This is a genomic window from Streptomyces ossamyceticus (assembly GCF_001418475.1).
Lineage (GTDB): Bacteria > Actinomycetota > Actinomycetes > Streptomycetales > Streptomycetaceae > Streptomyces > Streptomyces ossamyceticus.
This window is the reverse complement of the sequence record NZ_LIQX01000065.1, coordinates 1-16,418: the sequence shown is the minus strand read 5'-3', so window position 1 is coordinate 16,418 and position 16,418 is coordinate 1. Positions and strand designations below refer to the sequence as shown.

Here is a 16,418-nt window from a genome sequence, read left to right as displayed (position 1 = left end):
TGGCGGCGCCGTTCGTCGCCGTGGGCCCGTCGGGTGTGGCGGTGCGTGACCGGCTCGAGCAGCTGACGGCGGAGGATGAGACCGTACTGCGCCTGGTGGGGGATCATCTGGGCACTCTCGCCTCGCGGGATCTGAAGACCCGGTGCGCGGTGGGCCGGGACCATGACAGCGAGGGGTGGGCGGCGCGTAAGCGGGCTGTGACGGGGTGTCGTCCTCCCGTTGGGCCGGTTCGATCACGAAGGCCACGCATGATCAGTGGGCGCTGGCCCGGCGGAGTCAGCTCGCACACATCCAGAGCCTGGAAGCGGGTGTGCGGATGATCGCGCACCGGTTGTCGCTGCCGGTGCGCGAGAAGGGCAACAAGCACGCCCCGGGCGGGTATGCGAGCAGGCGGGAGTGGCATGCGAAAGCGCGCCGTCTGCACGTGCTCACCGACCGGCTGCAAGCGGTGCGGGCGGACTGGGAGGCCGGACGGGTGCACGTGGTGCGGGGCGGGAAAGGGTTGCTGACCACCCGCCACCACCTCGATGCCGCCCGGCTGACCGAGGAGGAGTGGCGCGCCCGCTGGCAGGCCGAGCGGCGCTTCCTGAAGGCGGACGGTGAGTCCGGCAAACGGTTCGGCAACGAGACCATCCGCGTCACCCCCGACGGCGAGGTCTCCCTCAAGCTCCCTGCCCCGCTGGTGTATCTGGCGAACGCCCCGCACGGCCGGTATGTCCTCGCCTCCCGGGTGAGGTTCGCGCACCGGGGCGTCGAGTGGGCCGACCGCATCCATGCCAACGGGGCTGTCGCGTACCGCATCCACGAGGACACCGCACGCGGCCGCTGGTACCTCACCGCCTCCTGGACCAACCCTGCGGTGCAGACCGTGCCGCTGGCCACGGTCCGCGCGGGCGGCCTGGTGGGGGTCGACACCAACGCCGACCACCTGGCCGCCTGGCGCCTGGACACCCACGGCAACCCCCTCGGCGCACCCCAACGCTTCGGCTACGACCTCTCGGGCAGCGCCAGCCACCGCGACGCCCAAGTCAGGCACGCCCTGATCCGCCTGCTCCACTGGGCCCGCCGCCATCACCTCGCCCTCGCCATCGAGGACCTCGACTTCACCGCAGAGGCGACCCGCGAGAAACACGGCCGACGCAAACGGTTCCGCAAGCTCATCTCTGGCATGCCTGTTTCCAGGCTGCGGGCCCGGCTGGCGTCGATGGCCGCCCAACTCGGCATCCCCGTCGTCGCCGTCGACCCCGCCTACACCAGCAAGTGGGGTGCGCAGCACTGGCAGAAACCCTTCACCAGCAAGACAAGGAAGACCACTCGTCACGACGCGGCAGCCGTGGCGATCGGAAGGCGCGCCCTGGGACACCCGGTCCGGCGACGGACGGCACCGCCCCCACACGACCGGAGTGATCGTGCGGGGCATCGGACCGTCCAGGCCCCACCAGGCGTCCCAGGGCGTGAGGGACCCCGCCCCCGCATCCCGGGACCACGGACACGATCCCTGCGTGCCGGACGCGGAGCGAACGCGGGCGACCAGGACACCCACCACCGTTCGGGGCGTCCGGCTGAGCATGAGTCCTGGCAACAGCACTCACTCCCGCTCAGTCTTTAGGAACGGTACTGAGCGAGGACGGTCGGTGATCGCTCAGCACCTGTGGGCGTGGGCGCTCACTGCCAGTCCTCCGGGCGTTCGACGTGGTCAAGGCGCAGTACCCGGCCCGTGCGGCTGTAGCGGCGGATGCGCGGCAGGGGCGGGTAGTAGGCGTGCACCGAGATGGCGTGCTCCTCGGCGGACTCGTTGAGTACCTCGTGCACATGGTGGCGGCCGAAGGAACGGCCCTTGCCGCTGGGCAACCGGCGTTCGCGGTCGACACCATCGGTGAGTTCGAGGGTCTTCCAGCCGTCGGTGGGCAGCCGGGCGGCGAGGGAGTACTCCCTCAACTCACCCGAGGCGGTGACGAACGCGCCTACCGAGTCGGCGTGGTCGTGCCAGCCGGTTCCGGTGCCCGGCGGCCACCCGATGAGCCACGCCTCGCTGCCGCCGGGCCCTGCGAGCCGCACCCAGGTGCGCCCTTCGGGGTCGAGCGGAAGCGAGGCGACCAACTCGGCGTCGGCAGCGGCCCGGCGCGCGAAGTCGAGCAGCTCGGACTGCGTGGGAGCGGAAGAACCCGGAGCGGAGAAATCCACGGAGGCGGAGGACGCGGAGGCGGAGGACGCGGAGGAAGAGACAGCGGGAGACACAGACACGGGGGACCGTCCTGGCGAATGGTTCGCGGGAGCGCACGCCGGCACAACGGCGGCGTGCGCGGGGAAGAGGGATGCGAATCAGCAGGACGGACGACACACGCAGCCCGCGTAGCGGACGAGGTCCATGTGGACCCTCCGCCACAGGCGCGTAGAGGTGTCGATCACGGTCCGGAGTACACCACGACCGTGCGGACCGGTCAACCGACCGTCACTATGCGGACACACAGTGACGGTCGTCGCGAGTACCGGCCGGACACTGGCCTGCACAGGCGCACAGGCGCACAGGCGCAGTGCGCAGTGGCTCAGTGCGATGCCGCGGTCGCCTCCGAGGACTCGGGCTGCTGCTTCGCCCCGCCCAGGGCTGCCTCCGCCGCCGCGTACAGATCGGCCGGGCGCACGCCGTTCAGGGCTGTGACGAGGTGGCCGTCGGGCCGTACGAGGAGCACGGTGTGGGCGGCCGCGCCCGGGTAGCTCTCGGCCACCAGTAGCTCGGCGGAGTGCGGCAGGGCGGACACCGCCGCCGCGAGCCGGGGCATGATTCCGGCGCTCACCCAGTGCTTGCGCTCCCACACCCCGGTACCCGGCGCGATCAGCACCACCAGCAGCGCCCCACGCCCGAGCCGGTCCCGCAGCGGTACGAACGTGCCGTCCTCGGCGGTCACCTGGACATCCACGACCTGGGCACCGGGAAGCGTGTCGATCGGCGCCTCGGAAGCGGTGTGCGGAGCCATGAGCGGCGAGTCGGTGTATGCCCCCGGCGCGCCCAGCGGGCCGCGCCCCAGGTGTCCGTCGGCGAGCAGCGCTTCGTGGCCCCGGCCCGAACCGGGGACGTAGGAGCGCAGCCCCTTGCCGCCGCGGAGCAGGGGCAACGCCTGGTCGGCGGCGCGCAGCCGGGCGGCGACGACCGCGCGGCGCTCCGCCTGGTAGCTGTTGAGGAGTGCCTCGTGCGGGCCGTGGTGCCAGGCCAGCGCCAGTTTCCAGGCGAGGTTGTCGGCGTCGCGCAGCCCTTCGTCGAGGCCCTGGGTCCCGAGCGCGCCGAGCAGATGGGCGGCGTCCCCGGCGAGGAAGACCCGGCCGACCCGCCACCGCCGGGCGAGCCGGTGGTGAACGGTGTGCACACCGGTGTCCAACAGGTCGTACGGCGGTGTGGCGCCCCCCGACCAGCCCGCGAGGGTCTCCCGGACGCGGGTCACGAGGAGTTCGGGGGTGACCAGATCCTTGCCCGCCGGCAACAGCCAGTCCAGGCGCCAGACCCCGTCGTCGAGCGGCCGGGCCGTCACCTCACCGCCGAAGGGACCTGACGTACGCCACGGCGGCATACGGTGCAGCAACGCTTCGCCTGGCCAGGGGAGTTCCACGCGCAGGGCCGCCACGGCATGCCGCTCCACGGCCGTACGGCCCGGGAAACGGATGTCCTGGAGCTTGCGCACGGTGGAACGGGGACCGTCGCACCCCACCAGATAACTGCCCCGCCACCAGGTGCTCTTGGGCCCGCGCGTATGAGCAGTGACCCCGGACGCCTCCTGCTCGATGGCGTCCACACGGCTCTCCGCAGCGACCTTGACGAGCCGCTCCTCGGCGATGGCGTCGCGCAGCGCGGTGGTCAGGACGTGCTGCGGGATGTGGAGCGGGGGGAGGCCGGCGGATCCCTCGTCGATGTCCTCGGCGGCGTTGCGGGGGGCCCTCGGCGCGTCCCGGGCGGAGCCGTCCGGCTCGCCGGGGTCGATCTCCCCGAACCGGACCTGACGCACCGTCTGCTTGCGTCGCATGGACCGCCATCCGGTCCAGCGATATCCCCCTTCCGTGAGGGGGACGCCGGACAATCGTTCCAGCAGAGCGGCTGTGTCCTCCTGCAGTACGACTGTCCGCGCGAGCCGCTGCTCGTCCTTGCCCGGTCCCTCGTCGAGGACCACGGACGGCACTTCCTGACGCGCCAACGCCAGCGCGAGCGCGAGCCCCACGGGCCCCGCCCCGACAATGATCACCGGGTCCACGGCGCGGCGCCCCCTGCCCGCAGCGGCGTCCCGGAGGACGTAGGTGAACAAGAAGTTGGAGCAGGGTGCACGATCACAGAACGTATGCAACCCATTGCCGGTGCTTGCGTCAAGTGACGGCGAAGAGGGGAGGGGTGAGGTGTACTCGGATCGCTCAGGGCCGTCGGCCTGTGGTGATGCGTCGAGGCCGGCCCGGGAGCGTGGAGGCCGGACGGCGTCGCCGGCCGACTCGGACATGACGGGAGGCAGTGGCGGTTCATGCCACTGCCTCCCCTCGTCCCGACTCGGGCTGCAGCCGAAGCGGATGTCACCTGATCAAGCGTCAGGTGTCCTTCTTGTCGATAAAGGTGCCGAGGCCGGGTACACCGCCGCCCTCCCCGCCGGTGGCCGTCGTGCCACCGACAGCGGCGGCCGGGATGACCGCTCCGGTCGACTTCTTGCCGCGCCGCAGCCGCTGCTCCAGCCAGCCCGCGAAGCTGGTGATGATGAAGTTCAGGATGATGTAGATGATCGCGACGACGACGAAGCTGGGGACGGGGTTGGCGTACACAGCCGCCAGCGTCGCGCGTCCGCTGAGCAGTTCGGTGAACCCGATCATCACGCCGCCGAGCGCGGTGTCCTTCACGATGACCACAAGCTGGCTGACGATGGCCGGCAGCATCACCGTGACGGCCTGCGGCAGCAGGATGGAGGACATCGTCTGTCCCTTGCGCAGACCGATCGCCTGGGCGGCCTCCGTCTGGCCCTTGGGCAGGGCGAGGATGCCGGCCCGTACGACCTCGGCGAGAACCGAGGCGTTGTACAGCACCAGACCGGCGACGACCGCGTAGAGCTGCCGCTGCTCGGTGGTGACATCCATCGAGCGAGCGATGACCTCGTTGGCGAACAGCATCAGCAGCAGGACCGGGATGGCCCGGAAGAACTCCACCACCGCACCGGCCGGGATGCGGACCCACAGGTGGTCGGAGAGGCGCGCGATGCCGAAGAGCGCACCAAGGGGCAGGGCGATCACCATGGAGAGCCCCATGGCCTTGAGCGTGTTGGCGAGACCGGGCAGCAGATACGTCGTCCAGGCCTGGGAGGTGAAGAACGGCTCCCAGAGCTTCCACTCCAGTTGGTTCCTGCTCTCCAGTGCCCGCCAGAGCCACCACAGGAGAAGGGCCAGCAGAGCTACGAAGGTCACCGTGAGGATCACGTTGCGCCGTTTGGCCCGGGGGCCGGGGGCGTCGTAGAGAACGGAACTCATCGCTTCACCGCCAGTCGCTTGCTCAGCCAGCCGAGGAACAGACCGGTGGGCAGGGTCAGTACCACGAACCCGAAGGCGAAGATCGCGCCGATGAGCAACGTCTGTGCCTCCTTCTCGATCATGCCCTTCATGAGGTAGGCGGCCTCCATGACACCGATCGCGGCCGCCACGGTTGTGTTCTTGGTCAGCGCGATCAGCACGTTGGCCAGCGGTCCGATGACCGCGCGGAAGGCCTGCGGCAGCACGATGAGGCCGAGTACCTGGGCGAAGCTCAGCCCGATGGCGCGGGCCGCCTCGGCCTGGCCCACGGGCACGGTGTTGATTCCGGAGCGCAGTGCCTCACAGACGAACGCCGCGGTGTAGGCAACGAAACCGAGAAGGGCGAGCCGGAAGGCCTGGAGCTTGACGTCGCCGCCCGCGCCCATCGTCACCCGGAAGATGTCGGCGAGGCCGAGCGAGGTGAAGACGATGATGACGGTCAGCGGGATGTTCCGCACGACGTTCACGTAGACGGTGCCGAAGCCGCGCATCAGGGGGACGGGGCTGACGCGCATGGCGGCCAGCAGGGTTCCCCAGACCAGGGAGCCGATGGCTGAGAAGACGGTGAGTTTGACCGTCATCCAGAACGCACCCAAAAAGGTTGGGTTGTTGTAGCTTGAAAGGAAGTCGAACACTGTCTCCCGCGCTTCCGGGTGTGTGGCGTACGTGGCAGGCGCGGCGCGCCGCCGCCCTCACCGAGCCTCGCGGCGGGCGGCGGCGCGCTTGCGGATCTCGGCGCTGCTCGCGGATATCCGCTTACTGGACGATGTTGCCGATCTTCGGGGCGGGCTCGTTCTTGTAGTTGGCCGGGCCGAAGTTCTCCTTGACCGCGGTCTCCCAGGCGCCGTCGCTGACCATCTTCTCCAGGGCGGCGTTGATCTTGTCCACGGTCGCGGTGTCGCCCTTCTTGACACCGATGCCGTAGTTCTCGTTGCTGAGCTTCAGGCCCGCGAGCTTGAACTGACCCTTGTAGTTCTCCTGGGCGGCGAAGCCCGCGAGGATCGAGTCGTCGGTGGTGACCGCGTCCACGGCACCGCTCTGCAAGCCGGCGATGCACTCCGAGTAGCCGCCGTACTCCTTCAGCTGGGCCTTCGGAGCGATGTCCTTCTTGACGTTCTCCGCCGAGGTGGAACCGGTCACCGAGCAGAGCGTCTTGCCATTGAGGTCCGTACCCTTGGCGATCTTCGAGTCCGCCTTGACCAGCAGGTCCTGGTGGGCCAGCAGGTACGGGCCGGCGAAGTCGACGAGCTTCTTGCGCTCGTCGTTGATCGAGTAGGTCGCCGCGATGAACTTGACGTCGCCGCGGGCCAGCGCGTTCTCGCGGTCGGCGCTCTTGGTCTCCACGAACTCGATCTGGTTCGGCTTGTAGCCGAGCTCCTTGGCGACGTAGGTGGCCACGTCCACGTCGAAGCCGGAGAACGTGCCGTCGGGCTCCTTCAGGCCGAGACCCGGCTGGTCGTACTTGATGCCGATCTTGATCGTCTTGCCGCCGCCCGAGCCGCCGTCCGAACCGCTGTTGTCCTTGTCGCCGCCGCAGGCGGTGGCCGTCAGGGCGAGGACGAGGGCGGTGGCCGCTGCGGCGGAGACCTTGCGAAGCTTCATGGTGAACATCCTTTGACTGGTGAAGATGCGGACCGTCGTGGTGCGGGTGCCTGTGGCCGGGACCGGCCTCGTCGGGCGGTCAGTGGTGCAGGATCTTGGAAAGGAAGTCCTTGGCCCGGTCGCTGCGGGGGTTGCTGAAGAACTGGTCCGGCACAGCCTCTTCGACGATGCGGCCGTCCGCCATGAACACCACCCGGTTGGCGGCCGAACGGGCGAAGCCCATCTCGTGGGTGACCACGACCATGGTCATGCCGTCGCGGGCGAGCTGCTGCATGACCTCCAGGACCTCGTTGATCATCTCGGGGTCGAGGGCCGAGGTCGGCTCGTCGAACAGCATGACCTTCGGGCCCATCGCCAGCGCCCGGGCGATCGCGACACGCTGCTGCTGACCACCGGAGAGCTGCGCGGGGTACTTGTCCGCCTGCGTGCCCACACCGACCCGGTCGAGCAGGCTCCGCGCCTTCTCCTCGGCCTGCTTCTTGTCGGTCTTGCGGACCTTGAGCTGTCCCAGCATCACGTTCTCGAGCACGGTCTTGTGCGCGAAGAGATTGAACGACTGGAACACCATGCCGACGTCGGCCCGCAGTCGCGCGAGCGCCTTGCCCTCGGCGGGCAGCGGCTTGCCGTCGATCCGAATGTCGCCGGAGTCGATCGACTCCAGCCGGTTGATGGTGCGGCACAGCGTGGACTTACCGGACCCGGAGGGTCCGATCACCACGACGACCTCGCCCCTGGTGATCGTCAGATCGATGTCCTGGAGTACGTGCAACGCGCCGAAGTGCTTGTTGACGCTCTTCAGGACGACCAGGTCGTCGGCCGCGGGCACCGCGTCCTTGACCACCGAAACTTCGGTCATCGCTTTCTGGCTCCGTCCTCCTCGGTTTCGGAGGACAGTAGTGACCGGCGACGACCAGCGTCATTACATCTGAGGGGAAATTGAGCATAACGATCTGGTAGCAGTCGGACACTGCGCGTAGCGGACTCACGCGGGAACGTTTCGGCTGGGCAACGGAACCCTCGCGGAACCTGTACGGCCTTGACGGCGTCCTCAGTCATCGGTGTCACTGCCCCTGTGGGCGGGCCCCAGCGGCCGGGTCCCCGCTTGCCTTCCCGTCATACCCCTGAGCGTGCGGAAACTCGACGCCGGCCGGGGTGCGCGTAAGGTGTGCCAGCCGAGACCGTATGTACGACCGAACGTACGCCCGACAAACGTATGCCCGATCGAACCGGAGGGGGCCGGAATGAGGCTGCTCCTCGTCGAGGACGACAACCACGTCGCGGCCGCGCTGTCCGCGGTCCTGGCCAGGCACGGCTTCGACGTCACCCATGCCCGCAGCGGCGAGGAGGCCCTCCAGGCACTCGTCCCGGAAGGCGCCGGCTTCGGCGTCGTCCTGCTCGACCTCGGCCTGCCCGACCAGGACGGCTACGAGGTCTGCGGCAAGATCCGCAAGCGCACCAGCATTCCCGTGATCATGGTGACCGCCCGCTCCGACGTGCGCTCCCGCATCCACGGCCTCAACCTCGGGGCCGACGACTACGTGGTCAAGCCGTACGACACCGGTGAGCTGCTCGCGCGGATCCACGCCGTCGCCCGGCGCCGGGTCCCCGACGAGTCCGCGACCCCCGGCGACACAGGGCTGCGCCTCGGACCCGTGCTCATCGAGCTACCCACCCGGCAGGTCAGCGTGGACGGCGCGGTCGTCCAGCTGACCCGCAAGGAGTTCGACCTTCTCGCGTTGCTGGCCCAGCGCCCGGGTGTGGTGTTCCGCCGGGAACAGATCATCAGTGAGGTGTGGCGGACCAGTTGGGAGGGCACCGGACGCACCCTCGAAGTACACGTCGCCTCGCTGCGGTCGAAGCTGCGTATGCCCGCCCTGATCGAGACCGTGCGCGGGGTCGGCTACCGGCTGGTGACCCCGACGCCGTAGCGTTCCCGCGTGCGCACTCGTCTTCTTCCGCTGCTCATCGTCCTGATGGCCGCCGTGCTGCTGGCCCTCGGCATCCCGTTGGCGGTGAGCCTGGCGGCGGCGCGCCAACAGGAGGTCGTCGTCGACCGCATCGACGACACGGCGCGCTTCGCGGCCCTCGCGCAGTTCGTCACCGAGTCCCCGAACCGGTCCCGCACGGACGACATCTCGGGCGACGGCCGACGGGACACCCTCCAGCGGGAGCTGGAGCAGTACCACAGCGTGTACGGGATCAAGGCCGGCGTCTTCTACCGCGACGACAACCGGGGCCCCATGGCCAACGCCCCCGTCGGCTGGGACGTGCCCGAGTCGGGCGAGGGCAAGGACGCGTTCGACGAGGCGCTGCTGGGGCGGCGGCCGCACGACCCGGAGCAGGTGTGGCCGTGGCAGCGCGGTCGTCTCGTGGTCGCTTCCCCGGTCATCCACGACGGTGACGTCGTCGCCGTCGTCGTCACCGACTCGCCCACCGACCAGATGCGCTCCAAGATCCTGCGGGGCTGGCTGATCATCGGCGCCGGCGAGATCGCCGCGATGCTCCTCGCCCTCGGCGCCGCCCTGCGGCTGACGGGGTGGGTCCTCAAGCCCGTGCGCGTCCTCGACACCACCACCCACGCCATCGCCTCCGGACGGCTGAAGTCACGGGTCGCCGTCGCCAGCGGACCGCCCGAACTCAGGCGCCTGGCACGGTCGTTCAACGAGATGGCCGACAACGTCGAGGACGTCCTGGAGCAGCAGCGCGCCTTCGTCGCCGACGCCTCCCACCAGCTGCGCAACCCGCTCGCCGCACTGCTGCTGCGCATCGACCTGCTGGCCCTGGAACTGCCCGAGGGCAACGAGGAGATCGCTTCCGTCCGCACGGAGGGCAAGCGCCTCGCGCAGGTCCTCGACGATCTGCTCGACCTGGCGCTCGCCGAGCACGCCGAGTCCGATCTTCGACTCACCGACGTGGGGGAGCTGACCGCCGAGCGGGTCGCCTCCTGGTCACCGCTCGCCGAGGACAAGGGCGTGACCCTGGTCGGCACTTGCCCGGCCACCACGGCCTGGGTCGACCCGGTCGCCCTGTCCAGCGCCCTGGACGCGGTGATCGACAACGCGCTGAAGTTCACGCCCGCCGGGGAGCGCGTCGAGGTCCGGGTCGCCCCTAACGGACCGGACTGCACGGTCGTCGTCACCGACGGCGGCCCCGGCCTCAGCGACGAGGAGCTGGAGCGCGTCGGCGACCGCTTCTGGCGCAGCACCGCACACCAGAACATCAAGGGCTCGGGCCTCGGACTCTCCATCTCCCGGGCCCTGATAGCCGCGGGCGGCGGCTCGATCGCGTACGCCCACCACAAGCCGCACGGCCTCAGGGTGACGGTGACGGTGCCGAGGACCCGCCCGCAGAACTGACCGGCCCGCAGAACCGAGCGGCACGACGCGACGGGCTGCCCGGCCGGCCGTACAGCTCGGTCGCCCGGCGGTGGGCCTCGGCTGTCCGGCAGGAAGCTCGACCGCCCAGCCGTACGGCTCGGCCGGCCCCGCACGGGGCCTCATCGACCGGCGGCTACGGCTTGACGGACTGGTAGTACTCTGCCGCGCCCTCGTGCAGCGGCAGCGGATCGGTGTAGATCGCGGTGCGCAGGTCCACCAGCTGGGCCGCGTGGACCTTCTTGCCGATCCTGTCCCGGCTCTTGATGACCATGCGGGTCAGCCACTCGGTCAGCCGGGGATCCATGTCCTCTCGGGTGATCAGCAGGTTCGCCACGGTGATCGTGGGCACGGTGGAGCCCCTGAGGATGGTCGGGTAGGCGTCGGCCGGCATCACGGACGCGCGGTAGTGGCTGTAGACGGAGCCCTGTTCGTGCAGCTTCGCCACGAGGTCGCTTTCGATCGGCACGAAGCGGAAGTCGAAGTCGTACTTCTTCGCCAGGTCGGTGATGCCCTTCGTGGGCAGCCCGCCCGACCAGAAGAAGGCGTCGATCTTTCCCTGGCGCAGGGCGTCGGGGCCCGTGCGGATGGTGTCGCTGCGCGCGTCGATGTCCTTGTCGATGTTCAGCCCGTCGGCGGAGAGCACGCGCCCCGCTATCAGCCGTACCCCCGAACCCTGGGGGCCGACGGCGACCCGCTTGCCCTTCAGGTCGGCGACCCGCTGGACGGGCGAGGTGGCGGGGACGATCAGCTGCACATAGTCGTCGTACAGCCGTGCGAGGCCGCGCAGCTTGTCGGCGCCGGGCTTTCCCTGGTCCGCATAGGTCTGCACGGCGTCGGCGGCGGCGATGGCGAAGTCGCTCTTCCCGGTGGCGACGCGGGTGACGTTCGTCTGGGATCCGTTGCTGTCCTCCAGGTCGATCCTCAGGTCGGGCATGTCCCCGCCGACCGAGTCCCGCAGCAGCTTGCCGTACTCCTGGTAGACGCCCTGCGGGGCTCCCGTACTGAGGGTGATCGTCCCGCTCGGGGGCGTCTCGCGCGGCCAGAGCCACCATGCCAGCAGCCCGAGGACCACCAACGAGGCCGCCGAGCCCAGTAGCGCGCGACGCCCGCCGATGCGGGGGAGTACCTGGACCATGCGCGAGATCCTGCCAGGTCACCGGACGGGCGGCCAGGATGGGGACCATCCGGTGCGAGCTCGTGACACGGGGGTGATGCGAGCACGCCCCCGGGGACCACCTCGCGCGGGCCGCCCGGCCCCGTGGACCGGGGCCGGGCGTGCCTACGGTGGTCGCCGGAGGAGTGGGTCGGCGGCGCGCGGCAGCCACCGAGAGGCCGCTCAGCGGCGCGCCGCGGCCACCGACGTGCGGAGTCGGTCCAGCTCCTGGTACATGACCGCGCCCGGGCACTCGGTGGCCATCCAGTCCCGGTGCCCGCTGATCTCCGGGACCTCCTTCTGCACGCCGTTGACCGGGTTCGTGTACGTCACCCGGGCCTGCGGGTCCACGCCGTGCAGCCGGACCAGCACGCGGACCAGGCGGGTGAGCGCCTCCCGGGCCGGTTCCTTCGGGCCCTGGTCGGTGAAGGTGCCGAGCAGCGCGATGCCGAGGTTCCCGGAGTTGAAGCCGCCGACGTGGAAGGCGGTGACCACCTTGCCGTCCTTGTCGTGCGCGGGCATCCCGTCGTCACCGGAGTAGCGGCCCTCGTAGATACGCCCCTCCTCGTCGATGAGGAAGTGGTAGCCGATGTCGCCCCAGTCGTTGGTGACCGCGTGCAGCTGGTAGATCGCGCGGACGGTGGCGGCCGGGTCCGGGTCGTCGTTTGCCATGGCCGTGTGGTGCACGGTGAGGGTCTGGAACGGGTAGAACGCGGTCGGCGAGTTCTCCGTGCCGTCCGCCTTGAACCGCAGCTTCTCGTCGGCGCCCCACGCGGCGCGCGAGAGGTACTCGACACCGCGGACCCGGGTCGGGTCGGTCGGCACCCGTACCTTCCGGCGCGGGCCGTGCCGGGTGTCGAGCGCGAGCGAGCGCAGGCCGGTGGCGCCGTCGGGCGCCTTCAGTTCGTAACCGGCGGCCTGGTCGGCGGAGATCAGCACGCCGCCGCCGTTGGCCACGGAGCAGCCGCCGTCGCCGAGCGGCTTCCAGGCGCTCTGGCCGCCGTCGGCGTCCCGGAGCCGGATGCCGCCGCCGGTCGTCTCGTCGGTGCCGCCCCAGGCGACACCGATGTAGCCGATGGGGAAGGCGGCCTCCACGGGCGCCTCACCGCGGGCGGCCTCGGCGCGGGTCCGGGGGAAGGTCTCGGTCGTCGTGCCGCCGCCCGTGTCGTCGGGGCCGGCCGCGGCGGGCTCGGAGTCGTCGGTCGTGGCCATCACCGTCGGCGTGATCACGGCGCCGGCGGCGACCGCGCCCGCGGCGCCGAGCACGGTGCGGCGGGCCACGCGGGAGGTGGCCCGATGGGAGGCGGAGGTGGGGGGAACGCTCACGTTCGGTCCTCAATCGTTCAGGGGGGGGCACTTGAAGACTCAACGGAGAGTACGGAGCAGGGTCACCGTCGCGGACACCACCCCCCGGCTACTGATGCGGCATCAGAAGTCGCGGCGAGCAAGGGGTTTGAGGCAACAGGACTGTACGAGCCGGACGGGCATGACCGGTCGCCGACGGCGGTCGGGGTACCGGATGCTCAAGTTGGGTAAGCCGTCGGTCCGGGCGCCGGACGGGCGGAGGTGTCGGCCGGTGGTCGATAGGGTCGGCGGATGCGTTCCTCTCCCGCCCGTCTGGTCCGTGAGTTCCACCGCGCCTTCGGGCTCGACGCCCGTACCGAGCCGACCGAGGTCTCACCCGAGCTGGCCGCGCACCGCGGGGAACTGCTGGCGGAGGAGGCGGCCGAGGTCGCCGAGGTGGCGGTCGGCGGCCCGCTCGACCGGCTGGCGCACGAACTCGCCGACGTCGTGTACGTGGCGTACGGCACCGCCCTCGTCCACGGCATCGACCTCGACGCGGTGATCGCCGAGATCCACCGCTCCAACATGACCAAGCTGGGCCCCGACGGCTGCGTCGCCCGCCGCGCAGACGGCAAGGTCCTCAAGGGCGACCACTACCGGGCGCCCGACATCGCCGCGGTCCTGCGTGAGCAGGGCTGGGCCGGCTGAGGCGGGCGGGCACGGGGTGAGGGGCGGGGCGTACTCCGCGGAGCGCCTACCCTGGTGACATGACCAGCAGCGACCGGAGCCAGGCAGTGGGCGTCAAGACATACGAAGTACGCACCTACGGGTGCCAGATGAACGTCCACGACTCCGAGCGCCTGTCCGGTCTCCTGGAGGAGGCCGGGTACGTGCGCGCGCCCGAGGACGCCGGCGAGGGCAACGCCGACGTCGTCGTCTTCAACACCTGCGCCGTACGCGAGAACGCCGACAACCGCCTCTACGGCAACCTCGGCCGTCTCGCCCCCATGAAGGCGTCCCGGCCCGGCATGCAGATCGCCGTCGGTGGCTGTCTCGCGCAGAAGGACCGCGACACCATCGTCAAGAAGGCGCCCTGGGTGGACGTCGTCTTCGGCACGCACAACATCGGCAAGCTGCCGGTCCTGCTGGAGCGCGCCCGGATCCAGGACGAGGCCCAGGTCGAGATCGCCGAGTCCCTGGAGGCGTTCCCCTCCACCCTGCCCACCCGCCGGGAGAGCGCCTACGCCGCGTGGGTCTCGATCTCCGTAGGCTGCAACAACACCTGCACGTTCTGCATCGTCCCGGCGCTGCGCGGCAAGGAGAAGGACCGCCGCACCGGCGACATCCTCGCCGAGATCGAGGCGCTGGTCGGCGAGGGCGTCTGCGAGATCACGCTCCTCGGCCAGAACGTCAACGCGTACGGCTCCGACATCGGCGACCGTGAGGCTTTCAGCAAGCTGCTGCGCGCTTGCGGCGCGATCGAGGGCCTGGAGCGCGTCCGTTTCACCTCGCCGCATCCCCGTGACTTCACCGACGACGTGATCGCCGCCATGGCCGAGACGCCGAACGTGATGCCGCAGCTGCACATGCCGCTCCAGTCCGGCTCGGACACCGTCCTCAAGGCGATGCGCCGCTCGTACCGCCAGGAGCGCTACCTGGGGATCATCGAGAAGGTCCGCGCCGCCATCCCGCACGCGGCCATCACCACCGACATCATCGTGGGCTTCCCCGGCGAGACCGAGGAGGACTTCGAGGAGACGCTGCACGTGGTGCGCGAGGCCCGCTTCGCGCAGGCGTTCACCTTCCAGTACTCCAAGCGCCCCGGCACCCCCGCGGCCACCATGGAGGACCAGATCCCCAAGGAGGTCGTGCAGAAGCGCTACGAGCGTCTCGTCGCCCTCCAGGAGGAGATCTCCTGGGAGGAGAACAAGAAGCAGGTCGGTCGCACTCTTGAGCTGATGGTCGCCGAGGGCGAGGGCCGCAAGGACGGCGCCACCCGCCGGCTGTCCGGCCGCGCCCCGGACAACCGCCTCGTCCACTTCACCAAGCCGGACCAGGAGGTGCGCCCCGGTGACGTCGTGACCGTCGAGATCACGTACGCCGCCCCGCACCACCTCCTCGCCGAGGGCGCCGTCCTCGATGTGCGCCGGACGCGCGCCGGTGACGCCTGGGAGAAGCGGAACGCCGCCCCCGAGGCCAAGCCGGCGGGGGTGCTGCTCGGCCTCCCGGCGATCGGTGTCCCGGAGCCGCTGCCGGTGGCGACGACGGGCGGCTGCGGCGGGCACTGACCCCAGCGCCCGCCGCCCCGACGGTGGGTGAGTCCGCACGGGCCCCTTCCGGCCCGTCGGCCCGACTCACGCGGGCCCCCGCGTGGCTCTCCGGCCCACGGCGGGGCCTCCGGTCGCTGTTGCCTCTCCCCGGCCGCTGTATGCCTCCCCGGTCCGCTTCGTGCTTCGCGCGGAGGGGACGGTTACCCTGCGGATCATGCTTGTCGCCGCCGCTGTCTGTCCCTGTCCTCCGCTGCTCGTGCCCGAGGTGGCCGCGGGGGCCGCGCCCGAGCTGGACCGTGCGCGGGAGGCCTGCGCGGACGCGCTCGGGGTGCTCGCGGCGGCCCGGCCCGGACGCCTGGTGGTCGTCGGGCCCGCCGAGCGGGACGGCCGGTACGCGCAGGGCGCGCGCGGATCGTTCCGGGGGTTCGGCGTGGATCTCGATGTCCGGCTCGGGCGGGGCGAGGCCGAGCAGGAGACACCGGAGGGCGAGTTGCCGACGTCCCTCGCGGTGGCCGCCTGGCTGCTCGACCGCGCCGAGCGGTCCGTCCCCGTCGAAGGCGTGGCCGTGGCGGAACCTCTCGCCGCCGAGCGGTGTATCTCTCTCGGACGGGACATCGCCGGGGCCGCCGAGCGCGTGGCCCTGCTGGTGATGGGCGACGCCAGCGCGTGCCGCACCCTCAAGGCGCCGGGTTACCTGGACGACCGCGCCGCCGGCTTCGACGCGGCGGTCGCCCGCGCCCTCGCCGCGGTGGACATCGCCGCCCTGAAGGCACTGGACGCCGGACTCGCCGGGGAACTGCTGGTCTCGGGCCGCGCCCCCTGGCAGGTGCTCGCCGGCGCCGCCGAGGAGGCGGACCTGAGCGGCAGCCTGCTGTACGACGACGCGCCCTACGGCGTGGGCTACCTGGTGGCGACCTGGTCGTGACACGGCGGACGGCCGGGAGCGAGGTGCTCCGCGGCCGTCCGTCGATGTGAAGGTGGTCAGGAAGTCGGGGGCGGTGGTGGCGTGGCCCCGCCGCCGGGGGGTGGGGGCGGGGTGCCGCCGCCGTCTTCCTTGTGCGCGAGTCGGTCCATGGCGTGCTTCGCCTTGCCCGTGCCCGACTGGATCTTGTGGCTGTACTTGCCCTTGGTCTTCCTGTCGACCGCGTGCGCGGCCTTGTCGAGACCGTGGTGGATCTTGCCCTCGTGCTTCTGTGCGAGGTGCGAGAC

The 16,418-nt window shown here is 70.7% G+C and carries 15 protein-coding genes and 1 pseudogene; 6 read left to right on the top strand and 10 right to left on the bottom strand.

What is annotated here, in order from left to right; translation table 11 throughout:
* Positions 1-1,609, top strand: a pseudogene (locus AOK15_RS06095) (IS200/IS605 family accessory protein TnpB-related protein); the annotation flags it as partial.
* 56 nt (positions 1,610-1,665) lie between these two features.
* Here the strand turns inward: AOK15_RS06095 and AOK15_RS06090 are convergent.
* From AOK15_RS06090 to AOK15_RS06065, 7 genes are all read right to left on the bottom strand, one after another.
* Positions 1,666-2,244, bottom strand: coding sequence for a cupin domain-containing protein (locus tag AOK15_RS06090; protein WP_420876861.1), 579 nt, complete (start codon positions 2,242-2,244; stop codon positions 1,666-1,668).
* A gap of 78 nt (positions 2,245-2,322) precedes the next feature.
* Positions 2,323-2,370 (bottom strand): hypothetical protein, encoded by a 48-nt coding sequence (locus AOK15_RS48730; protein WP_309506048.1) that lies wholly within the window; start codon positions 2,368-2,370, stop codon positions 2,323-2,325.
* Positions 2,371-2,546: 176 nt separating this feature from the next.
* Entirely contained in the window at positions 2,547-4,238 is a 1,692-nt protein-coding gene (locus AOK15_RS06085) for an FAD-dependent monooxygenase (RefSeq protein ID WP_055513567.1), read from the bottom strand.
* A gap of 322 nt (positions 4,239-4,560) precedes the next feature.
* On the bottom strand, positions 4,561-5,484 hold the full coding sequence (locus AOK15_RS06080) for an amino acid ABC transporter permease (RefSeq protein WP_055513565.1): 924 nt from the start codon (positions 5,482-5,484) through the stop codon (positions 4,561-4,563).
* Complete coding sequence (locus AOK15_RS06075; protein ID WP_055513563.1) at positions 5,481-6,158, bottom strand: amino acid ABC transporter permease; 678 nt, start codon at positions 6,156-6,158, stop codon at positions 5,481-5,483. The genes AOK15_RS06080 and AOK15_RS06075 overlap by 4 nt, the downstream gene beginning before the upstream one ends.
* A gap of 121 nt (positions 6,159-6,279) precedes the next feature.
* A complete protein-coding gene (locus tag AOK15_RS06070) occupies positions 6,280-7,125 on the bottom strand; it encodes a glutamate ABC transporter substrate-binding protein (protein WP_205632081.1) in 846 nt (281 codons plus the stop codon).
* A 79-nt stretch (positions 7,126-7,204) separates the two neighbouring features.
* Positions 7,205-7,981 carry an amino acid ABC transporter ATP-binding protein gene (locus AOK15_RS06065; protein ID WP_055513559.1) on the bottom strand — a complete coding sequence of 259 codons (777 nt, stop codon included), beginning with the start codon at positions 7,979-7,981 and terminating at the stop codon, positions 7,205-7,207.
* Between the two features lie 385 nt (positions 7,982-8,366).
* Between AOK15_RS06065 and AOK15_RS06060 the strand changes: the two genes are divergently transcribed.
* Positions 8,367-9,053: a response regulator transcription factor gene (locus tag AOK15_RS06060; RefSeq protein ID WP_055513557.1), complete on the top strand. Its 687-nt coding sequence runs from the start codon at positions 8,367-8,369 to the stop codon at positions 9,051-9,053.
* A gap of 9 nt (positions 9,054-9,062) precedes the next feature.
* The gene (locus tag AOK15_RS06055) at positions 9,063-10,481 is read left to right on the top strand and encodes a sensor histidine kinase (RefSeq protein WP_055513555.1); all 1,419 of its coding nucleotides are present in this window, start codon (positions 9,063-9,065) and stop codon (positions 10,479-10,481) included.
* Positions 10,482-10,635: 154 nt separating this feature from the next.
* On the opposite strand, the gene AOK15_RS06050 is transcribed toward AOK15_RS06055, so the two are convergent.
* Positions 10,636-11,637, bottom strand: a complete 1,002-nt coding sequence (locus AOK15_RS06050; RefSeq protein WP_055513553.1) for a TAXI family TRAP transporter solute-binding subunit — start codon at positions 11,635-11,637, stop codon at positions 10,636-10,638.
* 201 nt (positions 11,638-11,838) lie between these two features.
* Positions 11,839-12,981 carry a peptidoglycan recognition protein family protein gene (locus tag AOK15_RS06045; protein WP_055513551.1) on the bottom strand — a complete coding sequence of 381 codons (1,143 nt, stop codon included), beginning with the start codon at positions 12,979-12,981 and terminating at the stop codon, positions 11,839-11,841.
* A gap of 270 nt (positions 12,982-13,251) precedes the next feature.
* On the opposite strand from AOK15_RS06045, the gene AOK15_RS06040 reads away from it, so the two are divergent.
* The 3 genes from AOK15_RS06040 (at position 13,252) to AOK15_RS06030 (ending at position 16,134) form a co-directional block, all read left to right on the top strand.
* Positions 13,252-13,647 carry a pyrophosphohydrolase domain-containing protein gene (locus AOK15_RS06040; RefSeq protein WP_055513549.1) on the top strand — a complete coding sequence of 132 codons (396 nt, stop codon included), beginning with the start codon at positions 13,252-13,254 and terminating at the stop codon, positions 13,645-13,647.
* A gap of 59 nt (positions 13,648-13,706) precedes the next feature.
* Positions 13,707-15,227 (top strand): tRNA (N6-isopentenyl adenosine(37)-C2)-methylthiotransferase MiaB, encoded by a 1,521-nt coding sequence (gene miaB, locus AOK15_RS06035; RefSeq protein WP_079058330.1) that lies wholly within the window; start codon positions 13,707-13,709, stop codon positions 15,225-15,227.
* A gap of 196 nt (positions 15,228-15,423) precedes the next feature.
* Positions 15,424-16,134, top strand: coding sequence for a class III extradiol dioxygenase subunit B-like domain-containing protein (locus tag AOK15_RS06030; protein WP_055513547.1), 711 nt, complete (start codon positions 15,424-15,426; stop codon positions 16,132-16,134).
* A gap of 56 nt (positions 16,135-16,190) precedes the next feature.
* Here the strand turns inward: AOK15_RS06030 and AOK15_RS06025 are convergent.
* On the bottom strand, positions 16,191-16,418 hold a 228-nt coding region (locus AOK15_RS06025), incomplete at its 5' end, for an antitoxin (protein ID WP_055513544.1).

Coding starts and splice junctions, on each gene's coding strand:
- AOK15_RS06080 (WP_055513565.1), bottom strand. CDS start 5,484: ATGAGTTCCGTTCTCTACGACGCCCCCGGCCCCCGGGCCAAACGGCGC.
- AOK15_RS06070 (WP_205632081.1), bottom strand. CDS start 7,125: ATGAAGCTTCGCAAGGTCTCCGCCGCAGCGGCCACCGCCCTCGTCCTC.
- AOK15_RS06065 (WP_055513559.1), bottom strand. CDS start 7,981: ATGACCGAAGTTTCGGTGGTCAAGGACGCGGTGCCCGCGGCCGACGAC.
- AOK15_RS06060 (WP_055513557.1), top strand. CDS start 8,367: ATGAGGCTGCTCCTCGTCGAGGACGACAACCACGTCGCGGCCGCGCTG.
- AOK15_RS06050 (WP_055513553.1), bottom strand. CDS start 11,637: ATGGTCCAGGTACTCCCCCGCATCGGCGGGCGTCGCGCGCTACTGGGC.
- AOK15_RS06040 (WP_055513549.1), top strand. CDS start 13,252: ATGCGTTCCTCTCCCGCCCGTCTGGTCCGTGAGTTCCACCGCGCCTTC.
- miaB (WP_079058330.1), top strand. CDS start 13,707: ATGACCAGCAGCGACCGGAGCCAGGCAGTGGGCGTCAAGACATACGAA.
- AOK15_RS06030 (WP_055513547.1), top strand. CDS start 15,424: ATGCTTGTCGCCGCCGCTGTCTGTCCCTGTCCTCCGCTGCTCGTGCCC.